Annotated in this window: 17 protein-coding genes; 13 read left to right on the top strand and 4 right to left on the bottom strand. The window is 42.2% G+C overall.

All coding sequences use genetic code 11. The features are described from left to right. Nucleotides 1-245: 245 nt before the first annotated feature. From BLU80_RS12555 to BLU80_RS12530, 6 genes are all read left to right on the top strand, one after another. Nucleotides 246-1,163 (top strand): hypothetical protein, encoded by a 918-nt coding sequence (locus tag BLU80_RS12555; protein ID WP_091398905.1) that lies wholly within the window; start codon nucleotides 246-248, stop codon nucleotides 1,161-1,163. A 51-nt stretch (nucleotides 1,164-1,214) separates the two neighbouring features. Then, complete coding sequence (locus BLU80_RS12550; RefSeq protein WP_139188149.1) at nucleotides 1,215-1,532, top strand: hypothetical protein; 318 nt, start codon at nucleotides 1,215-1,217, stop codon at nucleotides 1,530-1,532. After that, complete coding sequence (locus BLU80_RS12545; protein WP_091398899.1) at nucleotides 1,529-1,759, top strand: T9SS type A sorting domain-containing protein; 231 nt, start codon at nucleotides 1,529-1,531, stop codon at nucleotides 1,757-1,759. Before BLU80_RS12550 ends, BLU80_RS12545 begins: the two co-directional genes overlap by 4 nt. A gap of 296 nt (nucleotides 1,760-2,055) precedes the next feature. Next, nucleotides 2,056-2,907, top strand: a complete 852-nt coding sequence (locus BLU80_RS12540) for an alpha/beta fold hydrolase (RefSeq protein ID WP_091398896.1) — start codon at nucleotides 2,056-2,058, stop codon at nucleotides 2,905-2,907. Further along, entirely contained in the window at nucleotides 2,907-3,380 is a 474-nt protein-coding gene (locus BLU80_RS12535; RefSeq protein WP_091398893.1) for an RNA polymerase sigma factor, read from the top strand. The genes BLU80_RS12540 and BLU80_RS12535 overlap by 1 nt, the downstream gene beginning before the upstream one ends. Further along, a complete protein-coding gene (locus BLU80_RS12530; protein WP_091398890.1) occupies nucleotides 3,367-3,966 on the top strand; it encodes a hypothetical protein in 600 nt (199 codons plus the stop codon). Before BLU80_RS12535 ends, BLU80_RS12530 begins: the two co-directional genes overlap by 14 nt. 87 nt (nucleotides 3,967-4,053) lie before the next feature. On the opposite strand, the gene BLU80_RS12525 is transcribed toward BLU80_RS12530, so the two are convergent. From BLU80_RS12525 to BLU80_RS12515, 3 genes are all read right to left on the bottom strand, one after another. Then, nucleotides 4,054-5,655 carry a SusD/RagB family nutrient-binding outer membrane lipoprotein gene (locus tag BLU80_RS12525; RefSeq protein WP_091398888.1) on the bottom strand — a complete coding sequence of 534 codons (1,602 nt, stop codon included), beginning with the start codon at nucleotides 5,653-5,655 and terminating at the stop codon, nucleotides 4,054-4,056. Nucleotides 5,656-5,682: 27 nt separating this feature from the next. Next, entirely contained in the window at nucleotides 5,683-9,141 is a 3,459-nt protein-coding gene (locus tag BLU80_RS12520; RefSeq protein WP_091398882.1) for a SusC/RagA family TonB-linked outer membrane protein, read from the bottom strand. A gap of 80 nt (nucleotides 9,142-9,221) precedes the next feature. Beyond that, nucleotides 9,222-10,370, bottom strand: coding sequence for an ROK family protein (locus BLU80_RS12515; RefSeq protein WP_244518899.1), 1,149 nt, complete (start codon nucleotides 10,368-10,370; stop codon nucleotides 9,222-9,224). 794 nt (nucleotides 10,371-11,164) lie between these two features. On the opposite strand from BLU80_RS12515, the gene BLU80_RS12510 reads away from it, so the two are divergent. From BLU80_RS12510 to BLU80_RS12490, 5 genes are all read left to right on the top strand, one after another. Then, nucleotides 11,165-13,198 carry a family 16 glycosylhydrolase gene (locus tag BLU80_RS12510; protein WP_091398878.1) on the top strand — a complete coding sequence of 678 codons (2,034 nt, stop codon included), beginning with the start codon at nucleotides 11,165-11,167 and terminating at the stop codon, nucleotides 13,196-13,198. Nucleotides 13,199-13,648: 450 nt separating this feature from the next. Continuing rightward, nucleotides 13,649-14,200 carry an RNA polymerase sigma factor gene (locus tag BLU80_RS12505; RefSeq protein WP_170831230.1) on the top strand — a complete coding sequence of 184 codons (552 nt, stop codon included), beginning with the start codon at nucleotides 13,649-13,651 and terminating at the stop codon, nucleotides 14,198-14,200. A 6-nt stretch (nucleotides 14,201-14,206) separates the two neighbouring features. After that, nucleotides 14,207-15,040 (top strand): anti-sigma factor, encoded by an 834-nt coding sequence (locus BLU80_RS12500; protein WP_091398874.1) that lies wholly within the window; start codon nucleotides 14,207-14,209, stop codon nucleotides 15,038-15,040. A gap of 611 nt (nucleotides 15,041-15,651) precedes the next feature. Further along, nucleotides 15,652-16,092 carry a hypothetical protein gene (locus tag BLU80_RS12495; RefSeq protein WP_091398872.1) on the top strand — a complete coding sequence of 147 codons (441 nt, stop codon included), beginning with the start codon at nucleotides 15,652-15,654 and terminating at the stop codon, nucleotides 16,090-16,092. A 44-nt stretch (nucleotides 16,093-16,136) separates the two neighbouring features. Next, the gene (locus BLU80_RS12490; protein ID WP_091398870.1) at nucleotides 16,137-16,757 is read left to right on the top strand and encodes a globin family protein; all 621 of its coding nucleotides are present in this window, start codon (nucleotides 16,137-16,139) and stop codon (nucleotides 16,755-16,757) included. A 325-nt stretch (nucleotides 16,758-17,082) separates the two neighbouring features. Here the strand turns inward: BLU80_RS12490 and BLU80_RS12485 are convergent, their stop codons facing one another. Continuing rightward, on the bottom strand, nucleotides 17,083-18,006 hold the full coding sequence (locus BLU80_RS12485; RefSeq protein ID WP_091398863.1) for a sensor histidine kinase: 924 nt from the start codon (nucleotides 18,004-18,006) through the stop codon (nucleotides 17,083-17,085). Between the two features lie 663 nt (nucleotides 18,007-18,669). Here BLU80_RS12485 and BLU80_RS12480 point away from each other — a divergent pair. Together BLU80_RS12480 and BLU80_RS12475 are read left to right on the top strand one after the other, a co-directional pair. After that, nucleotides 18,670-20,526: a helix-turn-helix transcriptional regulator gene (locus BLU80_RS12480; RefSeq protein ID WP_091398855.1), complete on the top strand. Its 1,857-nt coding sequence runs from the start codon at nucleotides 18,670-18,672 to the stop codon at nucleotides 20,524-20,526. Nucleotides 20,527-21,005: 479 nt separating this feature from the next. After that, nucleotides 21,006-24,002: a DEAD/DEAH box helicase gene (locus tag BLU80_RS12475; RefSeq protein WP_211481834.1), complete on the top strand. Its 2,997-nt coding sequence runs from the start codon at nucleotides 21,006-21,008 to the stop codon at nucleotides 24,000-24,002. The last annotated feature ends 5 nt before the right edge of the window (nucleotides 24,003-24,007 follow it).

The following is a 24,007-nucleotide window of genomic DNA, read 5'->3' as shown; positions in this document are numbered from 1 at the left end:
CATAGGCCGCCCTGCATTCCACTAGTCTGCCAGTTTTATACTCTTTTTAGCTTTGTGGCGAATAATTAATCTAATAACTGTATTTCTTGCGGTTATTCTGAAGTCTTTATTACAAATTGCCACCTTATATAAATGTACCTACTCGGCTATCAGGAAAAGTTGGAAAATATAGTATATCCAGCACAAATTGATTCCATTTGTCCAGAACAACTTACCTTCATTCGTACAAAGCCAAAATAACATTTATGACTACAGATATTCCCGTAAAAGAATGGGCGGATAAAGCTAATATAATATTGGAATCGGCCAATAAAGGAATTGAATTTAAAGCCAATAAGGATGCACTTGCAGCATTATTTAAAGAGAAAGCTCCATCAGTAGAAAATATCCGTTTGAGACTATATGTACTGGATAGTTTATATTCCACCCAGATGAAACCCATATTTGGTTTTCATGAACTTAGTGAGGCCTTATTTAAATTACACGAGTCAAAGGAAGGACTCATTGAATGCTGTAATTTATATTTAAACCGTTTAAACAGTGTCAATGCTGATCCAGAAGATATCATTCACAATATATTCAGCGGACATTATGGAATCAATAAAGAGGAACCAAAATTAGATGCTCAAGGCAGTCCAATTGATGGACGTCATGCAGTCTCTCTGATTTCAAAATATCTTTATTTTGCAACGAACTATAGATTCCCTATTTATGACAGTCTGGCCAAGAAGGCCTATAAAAGCCTCAAAAAAAAATATTTCTCTAATACCCAAGCATTGATTGCCAATCTTGATTATTGTAACTTCACTGGTTATTTTGATGCTTTAAACAAACTCAATCACGAATCCGGAATACATGATTTTAATAAGCTTGACAACCTACTTTGGATAATTGGAAAAATAGACCATGGTAGTTTTTCTTACTTAATTCCCCTAACGCAATTTCAACAGCTAAAAATGAAATATTATGAAAACCGGCAGAAAGATCCTGAATCATACAAGAATAAAGATGGCCATTTTGTTCCTTTTGATCAAGGGGTCAGATCGTTTCTGGGCCAAAGACCTGATTTTTTTGAAAAAGAATTCAGTGATACAACACCTTTAAATGAGTTGATCAAATTTGTCTTTGATTTAATCCCATTGAATTCCAAAAATAAAAAATAGGAAAAGTCAATTCAAAATTTGTTTATAACGAAATATATCAGATAGTAATTTTTGACGGGCCCAACTACGATCTGCGAAGTAAACGTTCCCCTGCCTGTGAATCTTACTTATTTTACAGCCGCTGCCCAAAAGGATCAAAGTGTACTCATTCAATGGGGATCAGCCTCCGAACAGAACGTACAGGGTTATTTACCGGAAACAAGCACAGATGCTATTCATTGGGGCAGCTTGTATACCGCACCTTCACAATCAGCCAGCGGCAATAGTTCATCTGACCTTAAGTATTCCTATATAGCACAAAATGTACCTGCAGGGATTCATTACTATCGTCTCTTTGAGATGACTAAAAATAGTGTAAAAATCCTTTGAATAGAGTAATATCGGTCAACATTGGCGGCGAAAACTCCCTGACGATTTACCCCAATCCTGCCACGAATTACATTAATATTCCAGGGCTGGGACAAGAAGCAACTGTCACCATCTATGACGCATCCGGCAGGCAGGTGCTAGAAGGCCATGGAAGTAAATTCAGCATCAAAGGCCTGAGTAAAGGTTTATATCTGGTCATTATTACCAAAGACGGCAAGCGCCTTTAAACCGGTAAATTCATTAAACAATAGTTGTTGTTGAGATCTGTTTGATATGATTACAGGATTCGTTGGTTCGGTTCTGTAATCATCCACAACGTTATATCTAGAAGGGTCATCCAGTCGGACGACCTTTTTTTGCTTTAGTTATTAATATTGTGATGATAAAATCCAGCTTGTCCATTCTTGTTTTTAGGCATTTGGCAAAAATCGATGTCATGCCTCAAAAAAATTTCTTGTACCTCCTGTAACATTTCAGCAATATTTGTCTCTAAAGGAAAAATAACCATTTAACCTTTCAAAAAATGAACAAATACAAAATAAGGATTATTATCTTCCTACTTACGATTTTATGCGTAAATGTATATGGGCAAACAAAAAAATATGCTTTTAACTTTCAAAAAACGGGACAAGGGAATCAAACCATAATTTTTATCCCAGGATTTGCTTGTTCCGGGGAAGTGTGGGATGAGACAGTAAAAACATTTAAAAATAAGTATATTTGTTATACATTAACAATGGCCGGTTTCGCAGGTGCTCAGCCACAGACGACCCCCAGTTTTAATAATTGGGAGGAGTCAATTGCTGATTTTATAAAAGACAATAAAATTGACCACCCGATTGTGGTAGGACATAGTATGGGCGGAGGCTTAGCATTAGCACTGGCTTCAGACTATCCGGACCTGGTCGGAAAAATAATTGTTGTAGATGCCTTGCCTTGCCTGCTGGCATTATCCAATGACTCTTTCCAATCAAAAAAAGACAATGACTGTTCCAAAGTAATAAATCAAATGAAAACCATGACAGAGGATCAGTTCTACCAAATGCAGAAAGCCGGTGTAAAAAGCCTCTTAGCAGATTCTGCAATGCAGGAAAAAGTAATAAATTGGAGTTTAAAATCAGACCGTAGCACTTTTGCTAAAATGTATTGCGATTTTTCCAATACCGATTTAAGAGACAAAATAAAAAACATTACATGTCCAGCTCTTGTATTATTAGAGCCCTATTTTTCAAATATTAAACCACGTATAGAAGCACAATATAAAAATTTAAAATCCGTCAAATTACAATATGCGACTAGGGGCTTACATTTTATAATGTATGATGACAAACAATGGTATTTCAACCAATTAACAAATTTCTTAATGAATAAATAATGGATTTTGAAAAAATTTATCAATCCTATTGGCAAAAAATATATCGTTTGTGCATGGGCTATGTAAACGATCATGCAGTCGCCCAAGATTTAGCACAAGAAACATTTATAACCATTTGGCAACAACTCCCTAAATTTAGAAACGAATCTAATATTGGAACCTGGATTTTTCGAATCGCTTCAAATAATTGTTTACGGCAAATTAAAAATGAGAAACGCATCATAAACGTTGAGTTACCTTTAAATTTAAAAGCAGAAGAGCATGAATCTAAGGAGCCTCAAATCAAATTGCTTTACAAATTTATTTCTGAATTGCCCCAAACAGATCGCATCATCATTTCACTGGAATTAGAAGATATAAAACAAGCAGAGATTGCAAGCATCGTCGGTCTCTCGGAATCTAACGTCAGAGTGAAGGTTCATAGGATTAAAGAAAAATTAATGAAAAAATTTAAAGAACATGAATTACGATAATATAGACCTGTCAACTATTTGGAAACAACAAAAAGGATGTCCTCCTGATATTGAAGAATTGCTTAGTAAAATAAAGCAATATAAAAAATCAAGTTTACGAAAACTTATAATTACTAATATTTTACTCGCCGCAACACTGGGTTTTATTGTTTATATATGGCATAAATATCAGTATCAGTTTATCAGTACAAAAATCGGAATTTGTCTGATCATTATAGCTATCGTAATGTTTATACTCGCCAGCAAAAAGCTAATACCCATTTTTAATAACATTGACAATACTAAAAGCAATGTTGATTATGTGAAAAGTTTATCCTTAATAAAGGTTAAACAAAAAATTTTACAAAACAAGGTATCGAGATTATATTTCATCTTACTATTTTCAGGCGTTTGCTTGTATATGTATGAATTCTCTTTGAAAATGACGATTGGCTGGGCTATTTTTTCTTACTTAATTACTTTTATTTGGATAGGCTTTAACTGGTTTTACGTCCGGCCAAAAACCATCAAAAAAGAACAAGCAAGCCTTGAGGAATTAATTAGAATTTATAGATCAATAAACCACCAATTAACTGAAAAAGAATAGTAGGTCAACCCAACGCCGTCTAATATATAAAATCCGGCCAGGAATTACTTCCCAGCCGGACTTCTTTCAGTTAGTTGTTAATAAGTATTACGGCATTATCCAAATCTTGCTCGTATTCAGATCGCTGCCATTGGTTGCGGCCCTCCAGTTAACTGTATTATAGCTTTGTTCATCATCAGGATAAACAAACCTTACTTTACCTGCAAAATTGGTATTATAGTAATTAGGATTGGTGGTAGACATTGGTGTTTTATTGCCTGTTCTGCGTTGTAAGGTCCAGGCGTCCCAGGGCTGTCTGTACTGATCTATCCAAAGCTGCGCATAGATTTTTTTAAGGGAAGCACTGGCATCACCGGTTTCATATTTGACCTTAGCGTTAGCAAGTAGCGTATTGAGTACAGATTGAGATACTGTAGCTGCTGCAGGTTTTCCTTCTTTCCAGGTTGTGGAATTAAAAGCAATACCGGTCCACATATTTACAGACGCTTTAATACCGGCTTCATATTCTGTTTGAGCAGTGGTTTGGTTCGCTGTCACTCCCAGACCTCTGTTATAGATTTCCGCCTTAAACAAATGAACCTGCGCTGCTGTGAGGAAAAGTTCAGGAATATAGTCTATGTCTTGTTCAAAATACAGATTCACAGGAGAATAAATACAGCCGGCGCCTTTATTATCCCAATCCGTAAAGCGCTTGGTATCATAAGGAGCGCCACCTTCTGCAGGTATTCCTGTCGGTGGATTCTGAGGATAGGGGACCCACTCCCCGCTGTTATTGGGTTCATAGAAGATCTTACATCTTGGATCAAAAATCTGTGAGCCATCGGTCTTATCTCCATCTGACATCAGATCCCACATAGTCGTTCCCATCCGTAAATAACAGTTGGCAGAAAAAGACCATTGGCGCCAATCAAATTCCAGTCCAGATATTTTAGAAGGCCATAGGCCTACGTCCTCCCCATCTGCCAGCAGCGGGGCGGCAAGGGCCGCTTTTATTTCAGTGGCCGCAGTAGAAGGATCCTTGTCATACATGGTTACAGCGATCACCAGCCGCAGGCTGTTGGCAAACTTAAGCCACTGATCCAAATCTCCATCGAAAAGCGTTTCATAAGCGCCCACCGAATATTGATCTGTACTACTACTTAGGTGCGCCACCGCCCAGTCTAGATCCGCCAATATATCCTTATAAATATCCTGCTGGGATTCATAGACCACCTTATAGCCGTCCGCTCCCTTTAAAGGGGCATATCCGGCACCCTGAAGCGGCATATCCCCATAATAGTTACTGGTTTTAAAGGTTTTGTAGGCCATCACTGTTTTCAGCATGGCATACATATTATCAAACCTGGTTCCCGCAGAATCAGCGATACGCTGTTCAACCAAACGGTAATTGGCTAAGGTCTGATAGTAATTAGACCAGACAGCACTTTTAGCATTATCGTAAGGATAGGCGCCGGAAGTAACAATCGCCTGCTGGGTGATCGGATAAATCCAGGAATTAAATACGGACTGCTCCCCTCCTGTCAGTGGCAGCGAACTGATAATTAAATTAAACAATTCCGGTGTGCTGGCCGTTGTTGCATCTTTATGTGGGGTATTGATTGTTTCAAAGTTTTTGGTACAGGCAGTAAATAATAGTACACCCAATATCACCGCCAGGTAACTTTTGCTATGGATCATTATTTTTTTCATGATAAATAATTTGAACGATGATAAAAATTAAAACTGCACCTTAACGGAAAAACCATAATCTCTGGTCCATGGGTATTCCGCCCATTGAACCCCTTGTCCATTGCCAATACCATTAATAGCTTCAGGATTTAAATGATCAGGCAGGCTGGTATAGAAATAAAACAGGTTTCTGCCGATCAGTGAAATATCCAGTCCCTGAATGACCCTGGATTTACGGATCCAGTCTTTGGGGACACTATAGGTAAGGGTTACTTCTCTTAATTTTACCCATGAGTTTGTAAAGATTGCGTTACTGCGTGGCATAGGCACGTTGGACCAGGCTTCATATTGTCCTGCATATTTCCAGAGATAATGGACAACATCCGTATTAGGTGTACCATCAGCCAGCACCCCATCCAGAATCACCCCATGGTTAGCGGTAGTGCCATCAGGATAGGTATAAGGCAGCCCGCCGCCTTCTCTTTCTTTTAAAGTCTCCGGAGAGAGCCCGGTACCCATGGCGGCAGAGTAATCGCCTGACCAGATCTGACCGCCTAGTTTGAAGTCCGTCAGAAAATATAAGCTGAAATTCTTATATCTGAAGTTATTGCTTAAACCGCCGGTTAGTTTAGGGGTTGCATTGCCTATTGGCACCAGATCCTGCGTCGTCACATATTGTGTACCCACTACTTTAGTCGGATCAGATTTATCAAATACTTGTTTAACTACTTTTTTGCCATTCAGATACGTATAGTCATAACCGTAAATAGTCCCGTAGTTCTCACCGGCTTTTACATACATTTCCACTCCGCTTACCCCCCATAAATCCTGTAGGGGATATTTATCGATTCCTTCTGCCAGAGAGATGACTTTATTCTGGTTATGCGCACCGTTTAAGGTAAGATCCCAACTGAAATTTCTGCTTTTAACAGCCGTGCCGCGAATGATGAATTCAAAACCCTGATTGGATAATTCTCCGGTATTGAAAGTTACTTTAGAGGCGCCGGATGACCAGGCAAGGTTGCCTTGTAAAATCTGGCTGGTAGCCTTGGTTTTGTAATAAGTAAAATCAACACTCAACCTGTTTTTCAGCATGGAAGCTTCCAGCCCCAGTTCATAGGAAGAGTTACGCTGAGGTACCAGAAAACCTGCAGGCGGCAATACGGTTTTATACCCTCTGACAGGCAACCCCCCAAATGAGGTCGGTGCGGTTCCGTTCAGGTAATTAGATACCACGTCTGAGCTATAGGTATAAGTAGAAAGATAAGGATCCGTACCATTAGCACTTCCCGCTGCAGAGACCCTGAGTTTACCATAATCCAGCCATTTTATATTCTTCATAGACTTAATAGCCTGTGTAAAGACAAAACTCAGACTGGCTGAAGGGAAGAAATAAGAAGAGGTTTCTACCGGAAGAGTGGAAGACCAGTCATTGCGTCCACTGACCTGCAGGTATAAATAATCCTGATAGGACAGATTTACAATTCCAAACAGGGAGTTGATATTATAATCATTCCAGACTTCTGTTGGAGGCGTCATCCCGGTGGCCGTCGTATTGGACAGGAAATATTTGAAAGGGACCGACCATGGACTAGTGCTGGCACGGCCATAAGTAGCACCTGGCTCACCACTATTCCAGGCACTGTTATCATAACTGCGGCTCTTCAGGGCACTGTTACCAACCATCAGACTGGCATTTAAGCCGCTGGTCAGAAAATTATCTTTATGAATGGTGGTAAAAAGCTCCAAGTTAATATCCTTGTTTTGGATACTTTCCATACCATACTGTCCCTCAACCCCGCCGGCATCTATGGGAGAATATTTGCTTTCGATATTGGTATTCGCATAATTGATGGAAGTTCTCCCGGTAATATTCAACCAAGGCAGCAGATCTGCGGACAACTTAACGGAGCCCAGCAACTGATTTCTGGTCAGGTTCTGGTTTTGTTCAAAAACATGCCAGAAGAGGTCCTGTGCCCAGTTATTGTTATAAGGATAGAATCCGAAGGCGGAGCTATTGGTAAAGACATTTTTGCTGCCATCCGCATTTTTATAGCTGTCAAATTCCAGGGGCTTATAATCTCTGGACATATTATAAATGGTAAACTGACTCCAGCCATTATCATTTGCGATATCGGGCACATTCAGCCTGTTGTAATTGGTATAAGTACCGGTAACCTCTGCATGGAGTTTGTCTGAGATTTTAAAGGTTCCTCCAAAATTGAAGGTATTCTGACTATAGTCACTATTTTGTATAATAGCAGAATTATCCTGCCGGGTATAAGCCACTCTGAAGCTGCCCCAGTCTCCGGCATTGCTAAAGGCGACATTATGGGTCGTGGTATGACCCGTGCGGTAAAATGCGGATCTGTTATCCGGCTGGGGATCCCATTTTCGCTTTACACCATCCCACCAGATAATTTCTGTCCCATCCAGTTTATGACCCCAGGAAGCAGCCGGACCGTACCAACTGAAAACATCCCAGGTGGAATATCCGCCGGGTATAGGGCCGGCGATTTCATATTGGTCACCTGCCGGTGTGCCGTCCCAAGGGTAATTTCCCGGGTAGCGCAGCTGCCCGTCTGTGGTCTTAGGAAAATCCAGGTTAGCAGACCACATCGCATTGGCGCCGCCATAACCATAAGAATTCTGCAGATCCTGATATTGATAAGGGTCTGTGGCATAAGTAGAAAAATTATAATCGATACCCAGTCCTGGTTTACTTTTTCCTTTCTTGGTGGTAATTAAAATTACGCCATTGGAACCTCGGGCACCATAAAGAGCGGCGGCAGAAGCACCTTTCAGCACCGTAATATCTTCAATATCATCACTATTCAGAGAGTTTAAAAAGGAGCCCCAGTCTTTAGGACTGACAAGGTCCGTGCTATTGGTAGAGGCAGACTGTCCACCAATCGGGTCATTTTGAACCTGTATCCCGTCCACGACAATCAAGGGTTGATTGCTGCCCAGAATACTGTTATTCCCGCGGATGACAATACGTTGAGAATTGCCCTGAACACCGTTGGAAGAAGAAATATTCAGACCAGCCGCTTTACCCATCAATCCTGAAGCCAGATCCGGTGCGCTGGCCTTGGTGATGTCATCACCTGATACCTTCTGTACGGAGTAGCCGATGGACTTGGCTTCTCTTTTGATACCAAGTGCCGTTACGATCACATCGGTTCCCGCAGTGGCCGCCTCGCTGATCTGCATCACAATTTGTATATCCTCAGAGGAGATAGCCACTGTTATTGGATCCAGCCCTATATGCGTAACGACTAAGGAATCTCCAATACTAGCCTGTATATCAAAATTTCCATTATTATCAGAGACAGCGTAGCGGCTACTGCCCTTAACCTGGACAGTTGCTCCGGAGACGACCGTCCCTTCCTGATTTTTAATAAGGCCATGTACTTTATTTTGTTGTGCACTAACCTCCAGCCTGACAAAGGATAGCAGCAGAAAAATCAGCAATGTCCTTCTACATAAAGCGTTAATTTTTTTCATGGACAGTTTTTTTAGAATGAATAGATAGTGATTATGTGCCTTATAATATGGCCGCAAGTATTAAGATAGAAAAATGGATATTAAGGAACCTGCGCACGTTGTTTGCTCTGGTCCAGCATCGACTGGATATCTTCGGGAGCAATTTGTTCAATCACCAAAACCGAAGCGCCGACCAGTCCGGCATTTTTATGCATAGCAGAAACTTCGATTTTTGTATTTTCAAGCAGCGTAGGGATACAAAAGGTATTTAAAGCCTGCCAGATGGGCGGCAGCCAGACCTGACCCGGTTCGGCACATCTGCCACTCAGGATAATTTTGGCAGGATTCAACAGATGAATCAGTATAGCGATTCCTCTGCCGATATTATATCCGGCTTCTGAAAGAATCTCCATCGCCAGCGAATCCCCCTTGGCAACGGCTTTCAGGAATGCCTCACTTTTTAACTGGTGATCATCGGAATGCATCACCGTATTTTTCAGGCAGGTTGCCTGACCTGCAGCCAGTTTTTCCGCCGCTCTTCCCAGCATGTAGGTAAGAGAAGACTCTGTTTCCAGGCATCCGGTCTTACCACAACTGCATAATTTACCATTTTTGAAAAGAGAAATATGACTGAACTCTCCGGCAAAACCTGATTCACCTCTGAATAATTGCCCGCTGATGATCATGCCCAGCCCTATTCCCCAGCCTAAATTTACAATCATGGAATGCTGTACTCCACCCGCTTTACCAAAAGTGTATTCAGCCAGGGCGATTACCGAGGAGTCATTTTCTATAAATACAGGCAGTCCTGTTTCTTTTTGGATATAGTCCCTGATGCCGGCACCCATAAAAGTATGGTTAATCCCTTTTTCAGGATTGATAAATCCTGGCATGCCTATGCCTATTCCAAGGATACGTTTTGGATCGATACCTCTATTTTGACTGACCGTCTTTATCTGTCCGGTCAGAAATTGTAAGGGCGAATCATGTTCATGCAAGTTCAGTTCAAAACTTATTGGCGTGATCACCTGAACCCTGGCCGCATTCAAAAGAGAAATCCTGGTAATAAACTGATCCATTGCCACGGCAATAATATAGAAACTGTCCTGCTTCAGTTGGTATAAAACAGGACGGCGTCCGCCACTGGAGGGTGCCAGACCATTTTCTTCAATCAGTTTATCTGCTACCAGGCTGGACAAAACTTTTACAATTAAAGTAAAACTCTTACCCACTTTTAAACTGATATCCACGGCAGAGAGCGGACCGTTTAAAAACAGAACTTTGAGAATATCACGCTTATATGTTAGTTGCTTGGCGATGATTTAAAATTTTACCATTAACAATTCAATGCCAAATGCTAGGTTAAAGTTAACAGAATACTTTTCTCAAAAAAAATAAAGTTTATTGTTTTTTACTTTTTTATTGTAAATGCTTCCCGGTTTTTATAAAAAAAGAGTCAATATACCCTGTAATTATTCATTTTATAACATTTATGAAGCCCAACAAATAATTTATTATGTCCAACATTATTTTAACGAGTTAACACTTATTTAGCACAAAAATGATCATAGTTCATGAGCCTAAAGCAAAAAAGACCTCCCGGAATTCGGTAAAAGAGCGCTTTCCAGAACCTTCCAGCCTTTGAATTTTTCTACCGGACTTTCCCACACGGGTGACCCTGCTTTTAATTTCATTTTTACAAGCATTTTTTCCATCTGAGCATCCGCTTAGACAAATTCATTTCCAACAAAACAAATACATCAGGCCGCCTTTTTTAAATCATTTAAACCGACTGATAACTTAAATTGGCTATTTGCACGGCGCTGCTTTCATTTAAAAAAATCCTTTTTTAATTTCATGGCGATTTGACAATAGGAGGAGGCCGTACCCCACTAACGGCAGATGGCAATATGAAAAAAACGAAAATTGATTCATCCCTTACAACTCGTTTAAGAAGTTTTGCTACTTGCCTGAAGCCCCCTTTATTGCTGATCATTTTATTTCCAAACCGATAAAATTTTAAAACAAACAAACCATTCAATCCATGCAAACAATGACGATTCAAAGGCTATTTTTTATTGGCCTGATGGCCCTGCTATCTGTAAAATCCACTGCCCAACAGACGGAAGTAGACCAGCTGCTCAAAAACTACAAGATGGTCTGGAACGATGAATTCGACGGCCCCACTTTCGATGCCAGCAAATGGTCCTACCGGTCCAACGGTTCTACCCGCAATTATGCAATCGTTGACGGAGCCAGAACCATTTCTCAGGACAACAACGGCCACCTGGTCATCAGCGTGACCAAGGAAGGCGATCAGTACTATGTGGGCCAGCTCACCACCAACGGGCATTATGAAAAAAAATACGGTTATTTTGAATGCCGTGCCAGAGTCAATAAGTATATCGGTCCCCATGTCGCGTTCTGGCTACAGTCTCCTACCATGGGCAACACCCCGTATAATCAACCGGATATAAACGGTGCAGAAATAGATGTTTTTGAGTACCACCGTAAAAGCCCGGGTGTCGTCTGGCAAACCATACATATCAATGGCTATGGAGACGATCACATCCAGGAAGGGCAGCAGATTGCCTATCCGGCGGTGGACACCGGATATCATACCTTCGGGGTCCTTTGGACAAGCTCTTCCTATACCTTTTATGTAGACGGGCAGAAAACCTATCAGACCACATTTGGATTATCCAAAAGAACAGAATACATGATTTTAAGCACAGAACTGACAGGTTTTGGCGGAGACCCTTCACTGGGGCAGTACCCAGACAGTGTCATTTATGATTATGTGCGCGTTTACGAGCCAGTTCAGGCCCCGGATTCCCTTAAAGATTTGCAGGACACCACTACCACTACTGCTACAGCGGATACCTATACCTACGACGCCGCTGCCGGTATCAACAGCAATTATGGCTCCTCCACCTCCCTGGTGTCAAAATTCGGAGGCGGGACCGCTCTAGAGACCTTACCCTCCGCAATCGGTTACAATAGAAGAACCTACTTAAAATTCCCTTCCGCAACTCTTCGTTCACTAAACAATATCCAGCAGGTGCTGCTTCGCTTATGCTATTATAACAAAGACGTTATGAACCAGTCAAAAGGGGTCAAGGTTTCCCTTTCCAGGCTTTCTTCCTGGAAAGAAAACACCCTTACCTGGAACTCACAGCTAACGGATGCAGGCGCTCTTGACAGTCTGGACACAGTGCTGGATGACGGCACCTTAAAACCCGCCAGTATTCCAAATCCAATCAGTGATGATTTTATACAAACAGATGCGCATTATCTGTATCTGGATATCACAGATACCATTCAGAAAATGATTCAAAACGGCAATCTTCCGGACACGCTTTCACTAGTCTTGCAAGGCTATGCCATCGGCAGCGGTACCCAGCAATACAACTCCGGGTACACTTATTTTTCAAAAGAATTCAAAAACACGGCCGGGCAAACAGTAGACAGCTTAAGTCCCTCTTTGGTGGCCTATAGCTTAAAAGATATCACAACGCCCGTTGAAGCGTCTGCTCTTACAGCAAGGCTTAGCGGATCCTTGGTGCAGCTCCAGTGGAAAACATACAAAGAGATCAATAGCGACTATTTTATTATAGAAAGGAGTCAGGACGGCAGCTCATTTACCAGGCTTACCACCATGGCCGCTGCCGGTAACAGTAGTCAGCCTCTCACCTACACTTATTTGGATAAAAATCCTTTGCCGGGAGATAATTATTACAGATACCTTACGATGGACAAAACAGGTGCCGTCTCTTCCATCAGCAATACCGTCCACCTGCAGACAACAGCCAGTGATACTACGCTGCAGATGATGCTCTATCCCAATCCCGCATCAGGTGGTGGCAGGCTTACCCTTCAGGTGGCGAGCCGGACAGCCGCTACCGGTCATATTGTCCTAACAGACCTCCGTGGCCGCAGGCTTACCGCTTTTGACAGGCAAATAAAAGTCGGCCGGCAGTCTATACCTCTAAGTACCGATGGGCTGTCCAGCGGTATCTATTTTATCAGCCTTCAGATAAAGGGCATTAAAAAGACCTGTAAACTGATTATTAAGTAAAAAAAGCTGGCACTCTTACCTAAACAAGTATAAAATATCTCATAAATGGTTAAGGTCCTTATCCTGCGAAAGACAATTGGCAAAATAAGCCAGTATAGTTTTTCTAAAGTACCGAAACCCAAATTCAACAGTTAAAAAAGGCTTGTTCTGAAAGCGTGAAAAAGGATACTAATAGATTCCAGCAACATAAATGCTGTAAAAGCAACCTTTTACAATCTGATAAACAATTACTTAGTGTAAATATATTAACCAAGCCGCCTTTAGTCAACTGCTGTGCTTCGTGCTATTGACGGCAACTTAACAGCCAGTACAAAAACAGTTCACACCACCGCCGGAAATGAAAATCATCCCAGAAAACTGATTAGTTTGAAGCGTTTTGGTTCAAACTTTATTAATTATCAAAATTAAAGACTATTTTGTGTATCAATCGGCTATAATTAAATTACTCTATTGACGAAAGAACATTTAAATAACGAATTTGACCTTATCATTGCCCTTAAAAAGGGGGATGAAACGGCATATAGTTATTTATATGATCAATACGGTGCGGCGCTTTACGGTTTTATTATTCATATGACCAAGGAGCAGGAATTGGCCAAAGACATATTACAGGAAGTTTTCATTAAAATTTTTCAGAAGATTGATCTTTATGATCCCCAAAAAGGTCCGCTATACGCCTGGTTAATCCAGATAACACGCAATACCACTCTGGATAAATTAAGATCAAAGCAGTATCAAACTAACAGGCGGACGTTACCTCTGGAGGAAAAAAACATCAGCGGTACCCTGGAAAACACGATTCAACCCAAGCTGGATCATATTGGGGTGGACAAAGTACTGGTTGCTCTGGATGAATCTCATAAGAAAGTCATTGATCTTGCGTACTTCCATGGTTTCACCCAAAATGAAATCGCTAAGGAAATGGGACTTCCTGTTGGAACAGTGAAAACTAAAGTAAGGAATGCATTAATTCAGTTAAGGAAACTTTTAAATATTGTATAGATCGTTTTGGATTTAAAACAGTTCATATCATCCGGTGTCCTTGAACAATATGTTCTCGGTTTGCTCTCCGAAAAGGAGGCAGGAGAAGTTATGAATATGATGCAGCTTCATCCTGAGGTGTCTGATTATGTTCATAAGCTTCAAACCAGCCTGGACACCTATAGCCGCTTATATGAAGTGCGGCCTCCTGATGGATTAAAAGACCAGGTAATGGCGGGCATCCGCAAGGAAATTGAAAATAGATCAGATCAGGGGCAAAAAGGTCAGCCAGTACCGATTCAGCCTCCGCTGGCCAAATATAGCCGCTTGCGCAAACTGGCTGTGGCGGCTGCTTTCATTTTGCTTTGCAGCATTGGCCTTAATATATATTTAAGCAATCAGATACAGGTGGCAAGAGCAAAAGTTGGTACTCTTTCCACTCAGTCAGAACAGTTAAAAGCCGAGAATCAAAGGATTCATAACCAACTTGATCAAAAAGGTAAAGCGCTCACATTATTGTATAACCCAGATATACGCCGGGTAACAATGAATGGGGTAAAACAACATACGGATGCAAAGGCAATGATATACTGGAGTGCCAATAAGCAGACAGCCTTTTTGGCGAATGCAGATCTACCTGCTACGCCAGCTGGTAAAGTTTATCAATTATGGGCAATTGTTGATGGGAAACCGGTAGATCTTGGACTATTTACCCCCAAAGACCAGGTCAACTTACCGATTGAACTTAAAAAAATACAGCCCGGTAGCGTTCAGGCTTTTGCCATAACGCTAGAAAATCAGGGAGGCAGTCCTACACCAACCATGGATCAGATGTATGTAATGGGCTCCACCTCCTCCTAAGGCAATCCTTCGCTCCTAAGGGGCAGCAATCCCTATTAAAAAATAGTGTTCTGGCGGAGGTCTGATAACCTGTCCTTACCCTACTAGCAGAAATGGTCAATAAGGCTAACCGAATAAAATTGTGGCACAAAGATAAATATCTCAAAGGACATAAAATATTAGTACAGTTTGAAGTGATGAGGCTTCGACTGAAAGACGGTAGTTTCTACCAACGAATTGACAATAACGCAACCTAGATTTATGTCAAACAGGCAACAATTGACTGCCTGCGCTGCGACCTATCTGGCCATCTACCTTTCCCATCTGCTGCACCACTTGCTGCCTCTCAGGATCTGTCACGGCTTCCGGCAGCTAAAAATAAATGATACTCGTCTTATTTGTTCGTGCCGGCAATTCACATATACAATACAAAATATATGTTACAGACTGATAACAAGAACAAAATAAAATTCCTCAATTTTTATTTAAAAAATCCGGCGTTTTAAAAATCCAAAGGGGCTGTTACTGCGTATATATTAAACAGGGAGAATGAATGCGGGGGCTACCGCTTTAGCATTGGATACACAGAAACTTCTGAATTAAAATTTACCATGATTTTAAAAATCGCTACAATGAAAACACGACAAAAAATTAAATGGTTGCTACTTGGAATCTTTGGATTGGCCGCACTGTTATTTCTGACATTGGTTATACATATAGCGGTCATGGTCTATCATAAAGGCCCCTTACCTTTTGAATATATCCAGATGGCAAGGGCTGATTTCATTCAACCACTGGATAGCAATCAGGTTAAACAGGTGTCTAATAATCTTAAATCCCAGAAAGGCGTTAAAACAATCTATTATAACCCTACGGAAAGTAATATCGTCTACACGTTCGATAACAGGGAAAATACAGCACAAAACATCTATAACCACGCCATCAATCAGTCCCAAACAGCAGCTAAACGCTATACGGTAACCAGTGAAGACCTAAAGAAAGGCTGCCCGGTAATGAATAGCCATTCCTTTTATGGGAAGTTAACGACCGTCATATCAAAAGTTGTCAACTAATCATTCAAAGTATTTCAAATTAAAAAACATATAAATCCAGTAAGATGAAAACTAAATCAAAAATTTGTCTGATTACAATCCCCTTTGCCTGCATTCTACTTTTTTTCACGTCCTGTCATAGCGATAAAAAAGATATGACGGTCCTGCCCACGACACCACTATATGATACACTCGGCTGGTTTATCCAGGGCGCGACAGGACAGGTTTCAGGGCAGGGGACCAAGATGATCGATGATCCGGATAATGAAGGACAGCAAATACAGGCCGGCCGCCTGGCAATCAGAACAGTAGTAAATAAAGCACTAGGAGTCATTGCATCTGATAACCGGCTGGCTGTTTATTTTCCAACCTTACTGGCCGAAGTAGGAAATGGCAATACCACCGGGCTGGCCCACCTGCTAAACTCCTTTACGGATTTTGTACAGACAGCAGTCAGTAAGCAGGATGTATATACAGGCCCCGATATGAAAACCGTGCATAACCATGCCACTTTCGCCAGATTTGGATCCACAGAACATCCGACCAGCGATAAAAAAGACTTTGACATATTTGTCGGAGATGTGGCCCAGGCTGCCACCGAACTAAATGTGCCCGTAAGTGTTATCAATCAACTGGGTGCTCTTCTATATACAACGGAAGGTGATATTGCCTCCGATGCGGATTAGCTTTTGGAAAAGGGCAATCTTCTACAAGACTGGATTTTCCCCCTGTCTTGTCAACCAGGTCAAATGGCATTCAAAATAGCGGGCCGCTAGCAAAACTAATTATCTAAATACCTCTCTCTTTAGGTAGCTTAATGAGGCGTAGGAAATAAAATCAAGCCTGGCAGTCAGCAAATGCACCAAATATTGACCTTATAGCCAGGTGGCTTATAAGACCAAGCAAGCTGGAAACTAACAGACGCTATCTGACAAGAAGGTTGGACACTTTGAGCAATGGGTTTACAGAGCCTTATAACAGGATTTGCCTCTGTAAACCCATTCATATTTTTTATTCGTAACAAGGGACCTCTTTAACCAAAGCCGGACTCTTAGTCATAATGGGGCCTGGGTCCAGTTCCAGTGTGAATATGCTTCCTTTACCCGCATGGGAATCCATTAAAAGCCTTCCGTTTAATTTTTGCAGCAATTTTAAAATAATCCGGCTTCCGTGTCCGCTGTTACAGGCAGGCGCACGCTGCGCTCTAACGCTGCCCCCCTGAAAGAGGTTGCTATTTTTTGTGGAAAGCCCCTGGCCGTTGTCCTGTACTACAATTCTGAGTCTTCCATTCAGCGTATAGCTACTTAGACAGACCTGACCATTTGTGGTGTATTTATTGGCATTGTCCAGTAAATTACGGATGAGCATGGTGAGTATATCGGAATCTGTATTCCAGATCAGATCTGTTCTGATCATCTCCAGCCGGTTGCCGTTACAATACATGATCTCCCCGTATAAATGCAATAAGTGATCAAAAATATCCTGTACCGCAACAGGTCTAATCCTCAGGTGAAACCCTTTTTGCTGCTGCCTGATCCAATAATAAGAAGTCTCTACAAAATTTATAATACCTTCTATTGATGCGTTCAATTTGGCTAAGTGTTCCAGATTCTCCTTATTTGTTCTGGCTGTATACTTGCGGACAGCACTCCGGCTGATGGTCCCCAGAAAATGAAGGGGGGATCTAAGGTCATGGAGTATAGTGAACAAGAGCTGATCCTCAGTAGCGGAATAATCAAATATAGTCTGTTCCAGTTCCAGTAACTGCGCCTTGCTTTCTTGTAAGGCAGCCGTCTTTTGCATGCACACAGTCTCCATCTGCTTACAACGCCTTTTGAGCAGTGCCAGTTTTCGCTGATACAACCTAAGGGCTGCAACCGCCATTAAAAGCAAACTCAGTAATATCAAATATCCGGTGTTAAAAAGGTCAACCATATTTCATCAACTTTGAAATTTGTAGCACGATAAAAATTGCCGGCCCGGAACTTTAAAAGCTCCCGCTTTTCATCCTTAGCATTAACCGTATTTGTATTTAATAGAGTTGGGAGACTGTTGACCAGACAGCTGACCTTCGGTTAATGATGCAAGTTTACAAAGTGCAAAGCCCTGAAAAAAGCACTCTATGTCAGGAAAACCAAAACCAAGGGAAAATCCAGCGTTTGAAGAGGCTAACTTTATATATTAATAATAATCAACACATATAAACACATTCACCTCATTTACAGTTATTTATAAAAACATAAAATACCTTAGTTTTTAAATTCCTTACAGCTAACCCTAATCCTTCTTATAAATGCCCGCTCAGCACGCATTAATTTTCACATTTTAAGGGTCAGCCAATGAAGGGTCTTTCCTACCTAACAATCCGTGCGGAAAGCCATACGCTATTTTGTCAGACTTATTTGTATAGATAAATATCAACCATACAAAACCGGCCTATTTTGTCACCTTTACATTTAAATTATTATCATATAACTTTCTGATAATAAAATAACTCTGTTAATCAACGTTATAGAAGATAAAGTCTGACACTCAATGGATATATGAAACTTAGGTCGTAATTTTAAGGCCCGGTCAATATTTCTGATAAACGTTTTTATGAAAATACTCATCTGGCTTTCTGCTGTACTCTTTTGCGCCTTCATGAGCAATGCGCAGCCCTCCGACACCCTGGCCGTGGCCGTTGAGCAGATCCATCAGATCATTATCCAGGCGGACAACAGTGACACCAGTATCACTGCAAGCGAATTCAATACATTAGAACATCTATATAATCAATCTATAAAGCGGCAATACCAGCTGGGCAAAGAAATTTGCGGCATTGCACTCTTGCGGTACAATATGCGCCAAGGTCATTATCAGAAAGCCATAGAGTTCGGTAGGCAGGTCACGAGTGGTCATCAAAACTTTATCAATTCGACAACCGCCACCGAAGCACATAGGATGATGGGGCTTTGCTATAGTAATCTTGGGCTGTATAATAAGGCCATGGAAGAGTACCGGCAATCTTTAGATGCGATCAACCTGGTCAAAACAATTGATTTTCAGCATTACCTAAGGGCAATCTCCTATGAAAACCTCACTAGCTATTTTGAGCAGACCAATCAACACCTGGATTCCATTGAATACTATTATAAACTAAGTATCCGGGAAGCAGAGATGATCTCGGACACCAACAGCAGGATGCCCTCCAATTATAAATTCAATGCTATTTTATACGGACACCGGGATCTGGCCGATTATTATCTCAATATCCGTAAACCTTCTGATCCTAAAAAAGCGGAAAAAGAGATTGAAATCGCCCTGAAGCTATATGAACAAGGAGCAGGAAAAGTAATGATCGCCAACAAACTTACCTTTCTGGCGACCATAGCCCAAAGCTTTTGCTCCCAGCGAATCTTTGACAAAGCTATCCAGTTTGGTCAGCAAGGGCTGAGCCTGGAAGTCAGTGCCCCTTCTCCCTATGACAGAGTGAGTATCTATGAAACCTTGGCAAAATCCTACCTGGCTACTAATAGTAAGGAGGCGTCCGCCCAATATATGAATCTGTATACGGCCCTTAAAGACAGCCTCCAGTACAGCGAGAAGAGACAGACTTCAGCCACTGTAAAACAGTTATTGGCCTCAGAGAACAAGGCCCATAGTAAGAAAACGAGCATCCTTATTCAGTGGGCTGTTTCCAGCATTTTAGCCGTTCTTTTCCTTGCCTTTATCTTCTGGAAAATAAAAAGCAGCATGCTGCGCAAAAAATATGAATCGCAAATGGCGCAGCTTCGGGAAGAACATGCTCTATCGGCAGCAAATGGTTCAGCTTCCAGCGGCCTGCCGTTAGGCCGGGCAGAAAAGACCATTACAATAACAGATAAAGGTGCAGACGGAAATACAAAGCCTGGAACAGGAGCAGGGGCAGGGTCAGGCACAGCTATAACCGTCAGCACAGGCCCGGATTCAGCGCTACCTCCAATAACAGAATTTTCGGAAGAAAACACGCCCACTAATGAGTCGTCCTTATTAAAAGGCGTCGATGAGGATCCGGATGCCGACGCCAATTTGGAGCAGCGGGTCATTATAAACGGCAGCGGCACTATTATTTCTGATCAGACCGAAGCGAAACTGCTTGCAAGGCTGGAAAAGTTTGAACGTACGCACAGATACTTAAGACGAGATATCAATCTAGCCTATCTGGCCCATTATCTTGGCACCAACCAGACCTATGTCACCGAACTTTTGAAAACCCATCGAGGCACTACCTATGTAAGCTATGTCAATCAGTTAAAGATTGATTACATTAAAAAGAAACTTTATGAAGACCCGTTGTACCGGGAATATAAGATTACCCATCTAGCCGAAGTGTGTGGTTTTGCTTCCAGACAGGTATTTATCACTGTTTTTAAAAAACATACGGGGATGCCTCCTTCCTATTTTATTGCGCAGCTAAAACAGGAGAAAATATAAATACCCATCTATTTTATTTTAAGCACGAAAATGGATGAATCCATACAATAAATTGTACTATTTCCCGGCAAATATTGGCGCTACCAAATCCAAAAAAAACACAAATATCAATAGAAAGCTAACCATTAGTTATTGAAAATCAGCTACTCTACGCTGCAATGAGGATAGATACCGCACCCGGTTATCATTTATGCTCACTATGCCACCACCTACTGGAAATTTACCAACTGCTTTTTATACTAAAGATTGACTTAGATCCCTCACACGACGGGTGACCATTATTATTAAACTGAGGCTTATTTATAAAGATTTTAATTTCGAAGGCCACTTTCCTCATTTTATGCACTATTTATTATTTTTGCAATCGCATTAATCATAGATTGATTTCGCTGTCTTACGATTACTGTAAAATACACGTACACAAAATCGTCTCCCTCTTACACGCTAACCGGAGCAAACGATTAAAATATAATCCTATCATGTCCTTATTTGACATCCTAAGACAACAGAAAATTGAACTAGACCAGCAACGCAGGCAACAAAGCTCCACAGATATACTGATCCGCTTAACCCTGGATGATAAGGGCGCTTATATACAGATCATTAATAAAAAGGGCGAGGAAGTATACCCGGATTATTCCGCTTTTTCAGGGGCTGTCAGAAGCCTGATGCATTCCATCAGCAGCATTATGGACAAAAACGCCTTTCTGATTAGCTGGGATAATCCGGAAAACCGCATCTACCTGAATGAATATGCCTACTTGATCCAGGGAATACTCAGTAGCGGGTTGCTGGTGGACCAGGACTTCAGACCCATTGAGTCGGATAAACCCGTCGCCGGCAACAGCGGCGCGCAACTACCCACGCTGAGGCTCAGGTTGTCACCACTGGAAACAAAAGCAGATTCCTCCCTTTTACCCAGCTATAGCGCGGAGCTGTTACTGGAGGCATCAGGCGCCTCTTTTGAAAAGGAAGCGGCCATATACCGTAATTTCTGGTTTCTGACCGAGAACTATGTGCTGCTGCCAAAAGAAAACCGCATAATAGAGACGAAGCCGGTAGGCCCTTTTTTCAGCCAGGTCCGTATATTCAATACAGAAAAAATACTGCCGGGAGACCTCTTTAAATATCTGTCGCTGCTTTTCACCTATATAGAGACCGTAAGCGTGGATTTACCCGGCTACCGTATCCGGATGGAGCAGGACATCTTAAAGCCCAGACCCGCCATTATCTTTGAAAAAGTAGATGAAGCGCAGCATTTGACCATACGCATCGGTCAGCATCTGCCCAACACCCCGGTCGAATTTCTGGAGCAGTATGCTGTCAGCCGCCTGGCTGCTATTAATGAAATGGAAAAAGTCGTTTCAGTCTATAATGTAGAACCCGTGGACATCCGTAAACATGTAGACAGGATATCCACTATTCTCAAAAAACACCTCCCCAAGGGCCAGAAAAAGACCTTAGATTTACTCACGGTGCAGGATCATCAGTTCACCCTGCACGAAAGTCTGGCAGAACCCTTTATTTACAAGGAGTTATCCCAGCTCACAGAAGAATTTGACCTGATTGGCCACGAGAAACTCAAAGCCTTCAAAATCAAAGTAGACCAACCGAGGCTCGATCTGTCTTTGGGTCACCGGATTGACTTTTTAGAATCCTCCGGTTCCGCCAGTCTTGATTTTGAGGGCCAGAAAGTATCCATTATGGACGCCATCCGGCAATATGACAAAAACAGATATATCCGGCTGACCGACGGCACGCATGCCTTGATCAACGAGAGCTATATGAACCGCTTAAAAAGGCTCTTCAAAAAAAGTAAAGACAAAAAAGGAGAAATTACCGTTTCCTTCTTTGATCTGCCCGCACTGGAAGAATTAATAGAAAAAAATCAGCGTACCCAGCTTTTTGCAGACGCCAGAGCCGTCTATGAAGGCTTCAACCATCTGCAGCAAAAAAATATCAGCCTGCCTTTCCTGCAGGCAGAGCTGCGCCCTTATCAGTTACAAGGCTTTCAATGGATAAGCTATCTGCAGACTCATCAGCTGGGGGGATGCCTGGCAGACGATATGGGTCTGGGTAAAACCATACAAACCATTGCGGTGCTGGCAGCAGCATACAGCGCCCATGATAAACGGGGCAGCAGCAAAAAGACAACAGCCAGAGGCAAAACGCCAAAGGCCGCTGCCAGCGATAAAAAAAGCGCCCTCAAATCCGCGGCTGCTGCTGATCAGGAAGCGCTCCCGCCTTCCATTATCATCATGCCAAAATCCCTGTTATACAACTGGCAAAATGAACTCAGCCGGTTCGCACCGGGGCTTAGTGTATATATCTGGTACGGCCAGAACAGAGACATCCGGCAGGCCACGGGTCACCAGATCATCCTTACCACTTATTCCATGTACAGAAACGATATAGAGATCTGGAAAGAACAACAATTTCTGTATGGCATCCTGGACGAGTCCCAGGCCATTAAAAATATGAACAGCCAGGTGCATAAGGCCGTACTGCTTCTACGTGCCCGCCACCGGCTGGCACTCAGCGGCACCCCGGTTGAAAACAACCTGGGCGAGCTCTATGCCTTATTTAGGTTTTTAAATCCGGCGCTGCTGGGTACGACGGAGCAGTTCCAGAGCGATTATATCTATCCCATCCAGAAAAACAACGACCGGGAAGTCATTACGGAGCTGAGACGAAAAATATATCCCTTTATCCTCAGGCGATTAAAAAAAGACGTACTCACAGATCTGCCCGATAAACAGGAACAGACCATGTATGTCGAGATGAACAAAGCGCAGGCAAAATATTATGAAGAGCGCCGCCTGTTCTACAAAGAAGCGATCGAGCAGCAGGTAGCCACCAAAGGCATACAGCAATCCCAGTTTTTTATATTCCAGGCGATGAACGAACTGCGCCAGATAGCCTCCATCCCGGAAGCAAAAACCGAGGGCAGGATAGAATCCCCCAAGCTGGAAGCCTTAATGGAACAATTAGAGGAGGCCATCGCCAATGATCATAAGATCCTGATTTTTGTCAACTACCTCTCTGCCATCGAATCCATCGGGGCCGCACTGGATAAGCTGGGCATCGGATTTCTGACGATGACCGGTTCCACCAGAGACCGGCAGGGGCTGGTAGACCGTTTCCAAAATGACCCGGAAATCCGTGTCTTTATCCTCACCCTTAAGACCGGTGGCACCGGTCTTAACCTGACAGCAGCAGACATGGTCTTTATTTTTGACCCCTGGTGGAATAAAGCCGCCGAGAACCAGGCCATCGACCGCGCACACCGCATCGGCCAGACCCATAAGGTACAAAGCTATAAGCTGATCACCCTGGGCAGTATCGAAGAAAAGATCCTTCAGCTGCAAGAGCTAAAATCAGCCCTATTTGAAGATCTGATCTCAGCAGATGCAGCAGGCAATACCGGCTCCGTTAAATCCATGACTGAAGAAGACATCCGGTTTATACTGGGATAAACAAG

This window comes from Arachidicoccus rhizosphaerae, assembly GCF_900107765.1.
Lineage (GTDB): Bacteria > Bacteroidota > Bacteroidia > Chitinophagales > Chitinophagaceae > Arachidicoccus > Arachidicoccus rhizosphaerae.
This window is presented reverse-complemented; position numbering and strand designations above follow the sequence as displayed.

Excerpts from the sequence above, each read along its gene's own strand:
- BLU80_RS12520 (WP_091398882.1), bottom strand. The coding sequence starts at position 9,141 with ATGAAAAAAATTAACGCTTTATGTAGAAGGACATTGCTGATTTTTCTG.
- BLU80_RS12490 (WP_091398870.1), top strand. The coding sequence starts at position 16,137 with ATGAAAACTAAATCAAAAATTTGTCTGATTACAATCCCCTTTGCCTGC.
- BLU80_RS12475 (WP_211481834.1), top strand. The coding sequence starts at position 21,006 with ATGTCCTTATTTGACATCCTAAGACAACAGAAAATTGAACTAGACCAG.
- BLU80_RS12540 (WP_091398896.1), top strand. The coding sequence starts at position 2,056 with ATGAACAAATACAAAATAAGGATTATTATCTTCCTACTTACGATTTTA.
- BLU80_RS12480 (WP_091398855.1), top strand. The coding sequence starts at position 18,670 with ATGAAAATACTCATCTGGCTTTCTGCTGTACTCTTTTGCGCCTTCATG.
- BLU80_RS12510 (WP_091398878.1), top strand. The coding sequence starts at position 11,165 with ATGCAAACAATGACGATTCAAAGGCTATTTTTTATTGGCCTGATGGCC.
- BLU80_RS12485 (WP_091398863.1), bottom strand. The coding sequence starts at position 18,006 with ATGGTTGACCTTTTTAACACCGGATATTTGATATTACTGAGTTTGCTT.
- BLU80_RS12555 (WP_091398905.1), top strand. The coding sequence starts at position 246 with ATGACTACAGATATTCCCGTAAAAGAATGGGCGGATAAAGCTAATATA.
- BLU80_RS12535 (WP_091398893.1), top strand. The coding sequence starts at position 2,907 with ATGGATTTTGAAAAAATTTATCAATCCTATTGGCAAAAAATATATCGT.
- BLU80_RS12530 (WP_091398890.1), top strand. The coding sequence starts at position 3,367 with ATGAATTACGATAATATAGACCTGTCAACTATTTGGAAACAACAAAAA.
- BLU80_RS12495 (WP_091398872.1), top strand. The coding sequence starts at position 15,652 with ATGAAAACACGACAAAAAATTAAATGGTTGCTACTTGGAATCTTTGGA.
- BLU80_RS12525 (WP_091398888.1), bottom strand. The coding sequence starts at position 5,655 with ATGAAAAAAATAATGATCCATAGCAAAAGTTACCTGGCGGTGATATTG.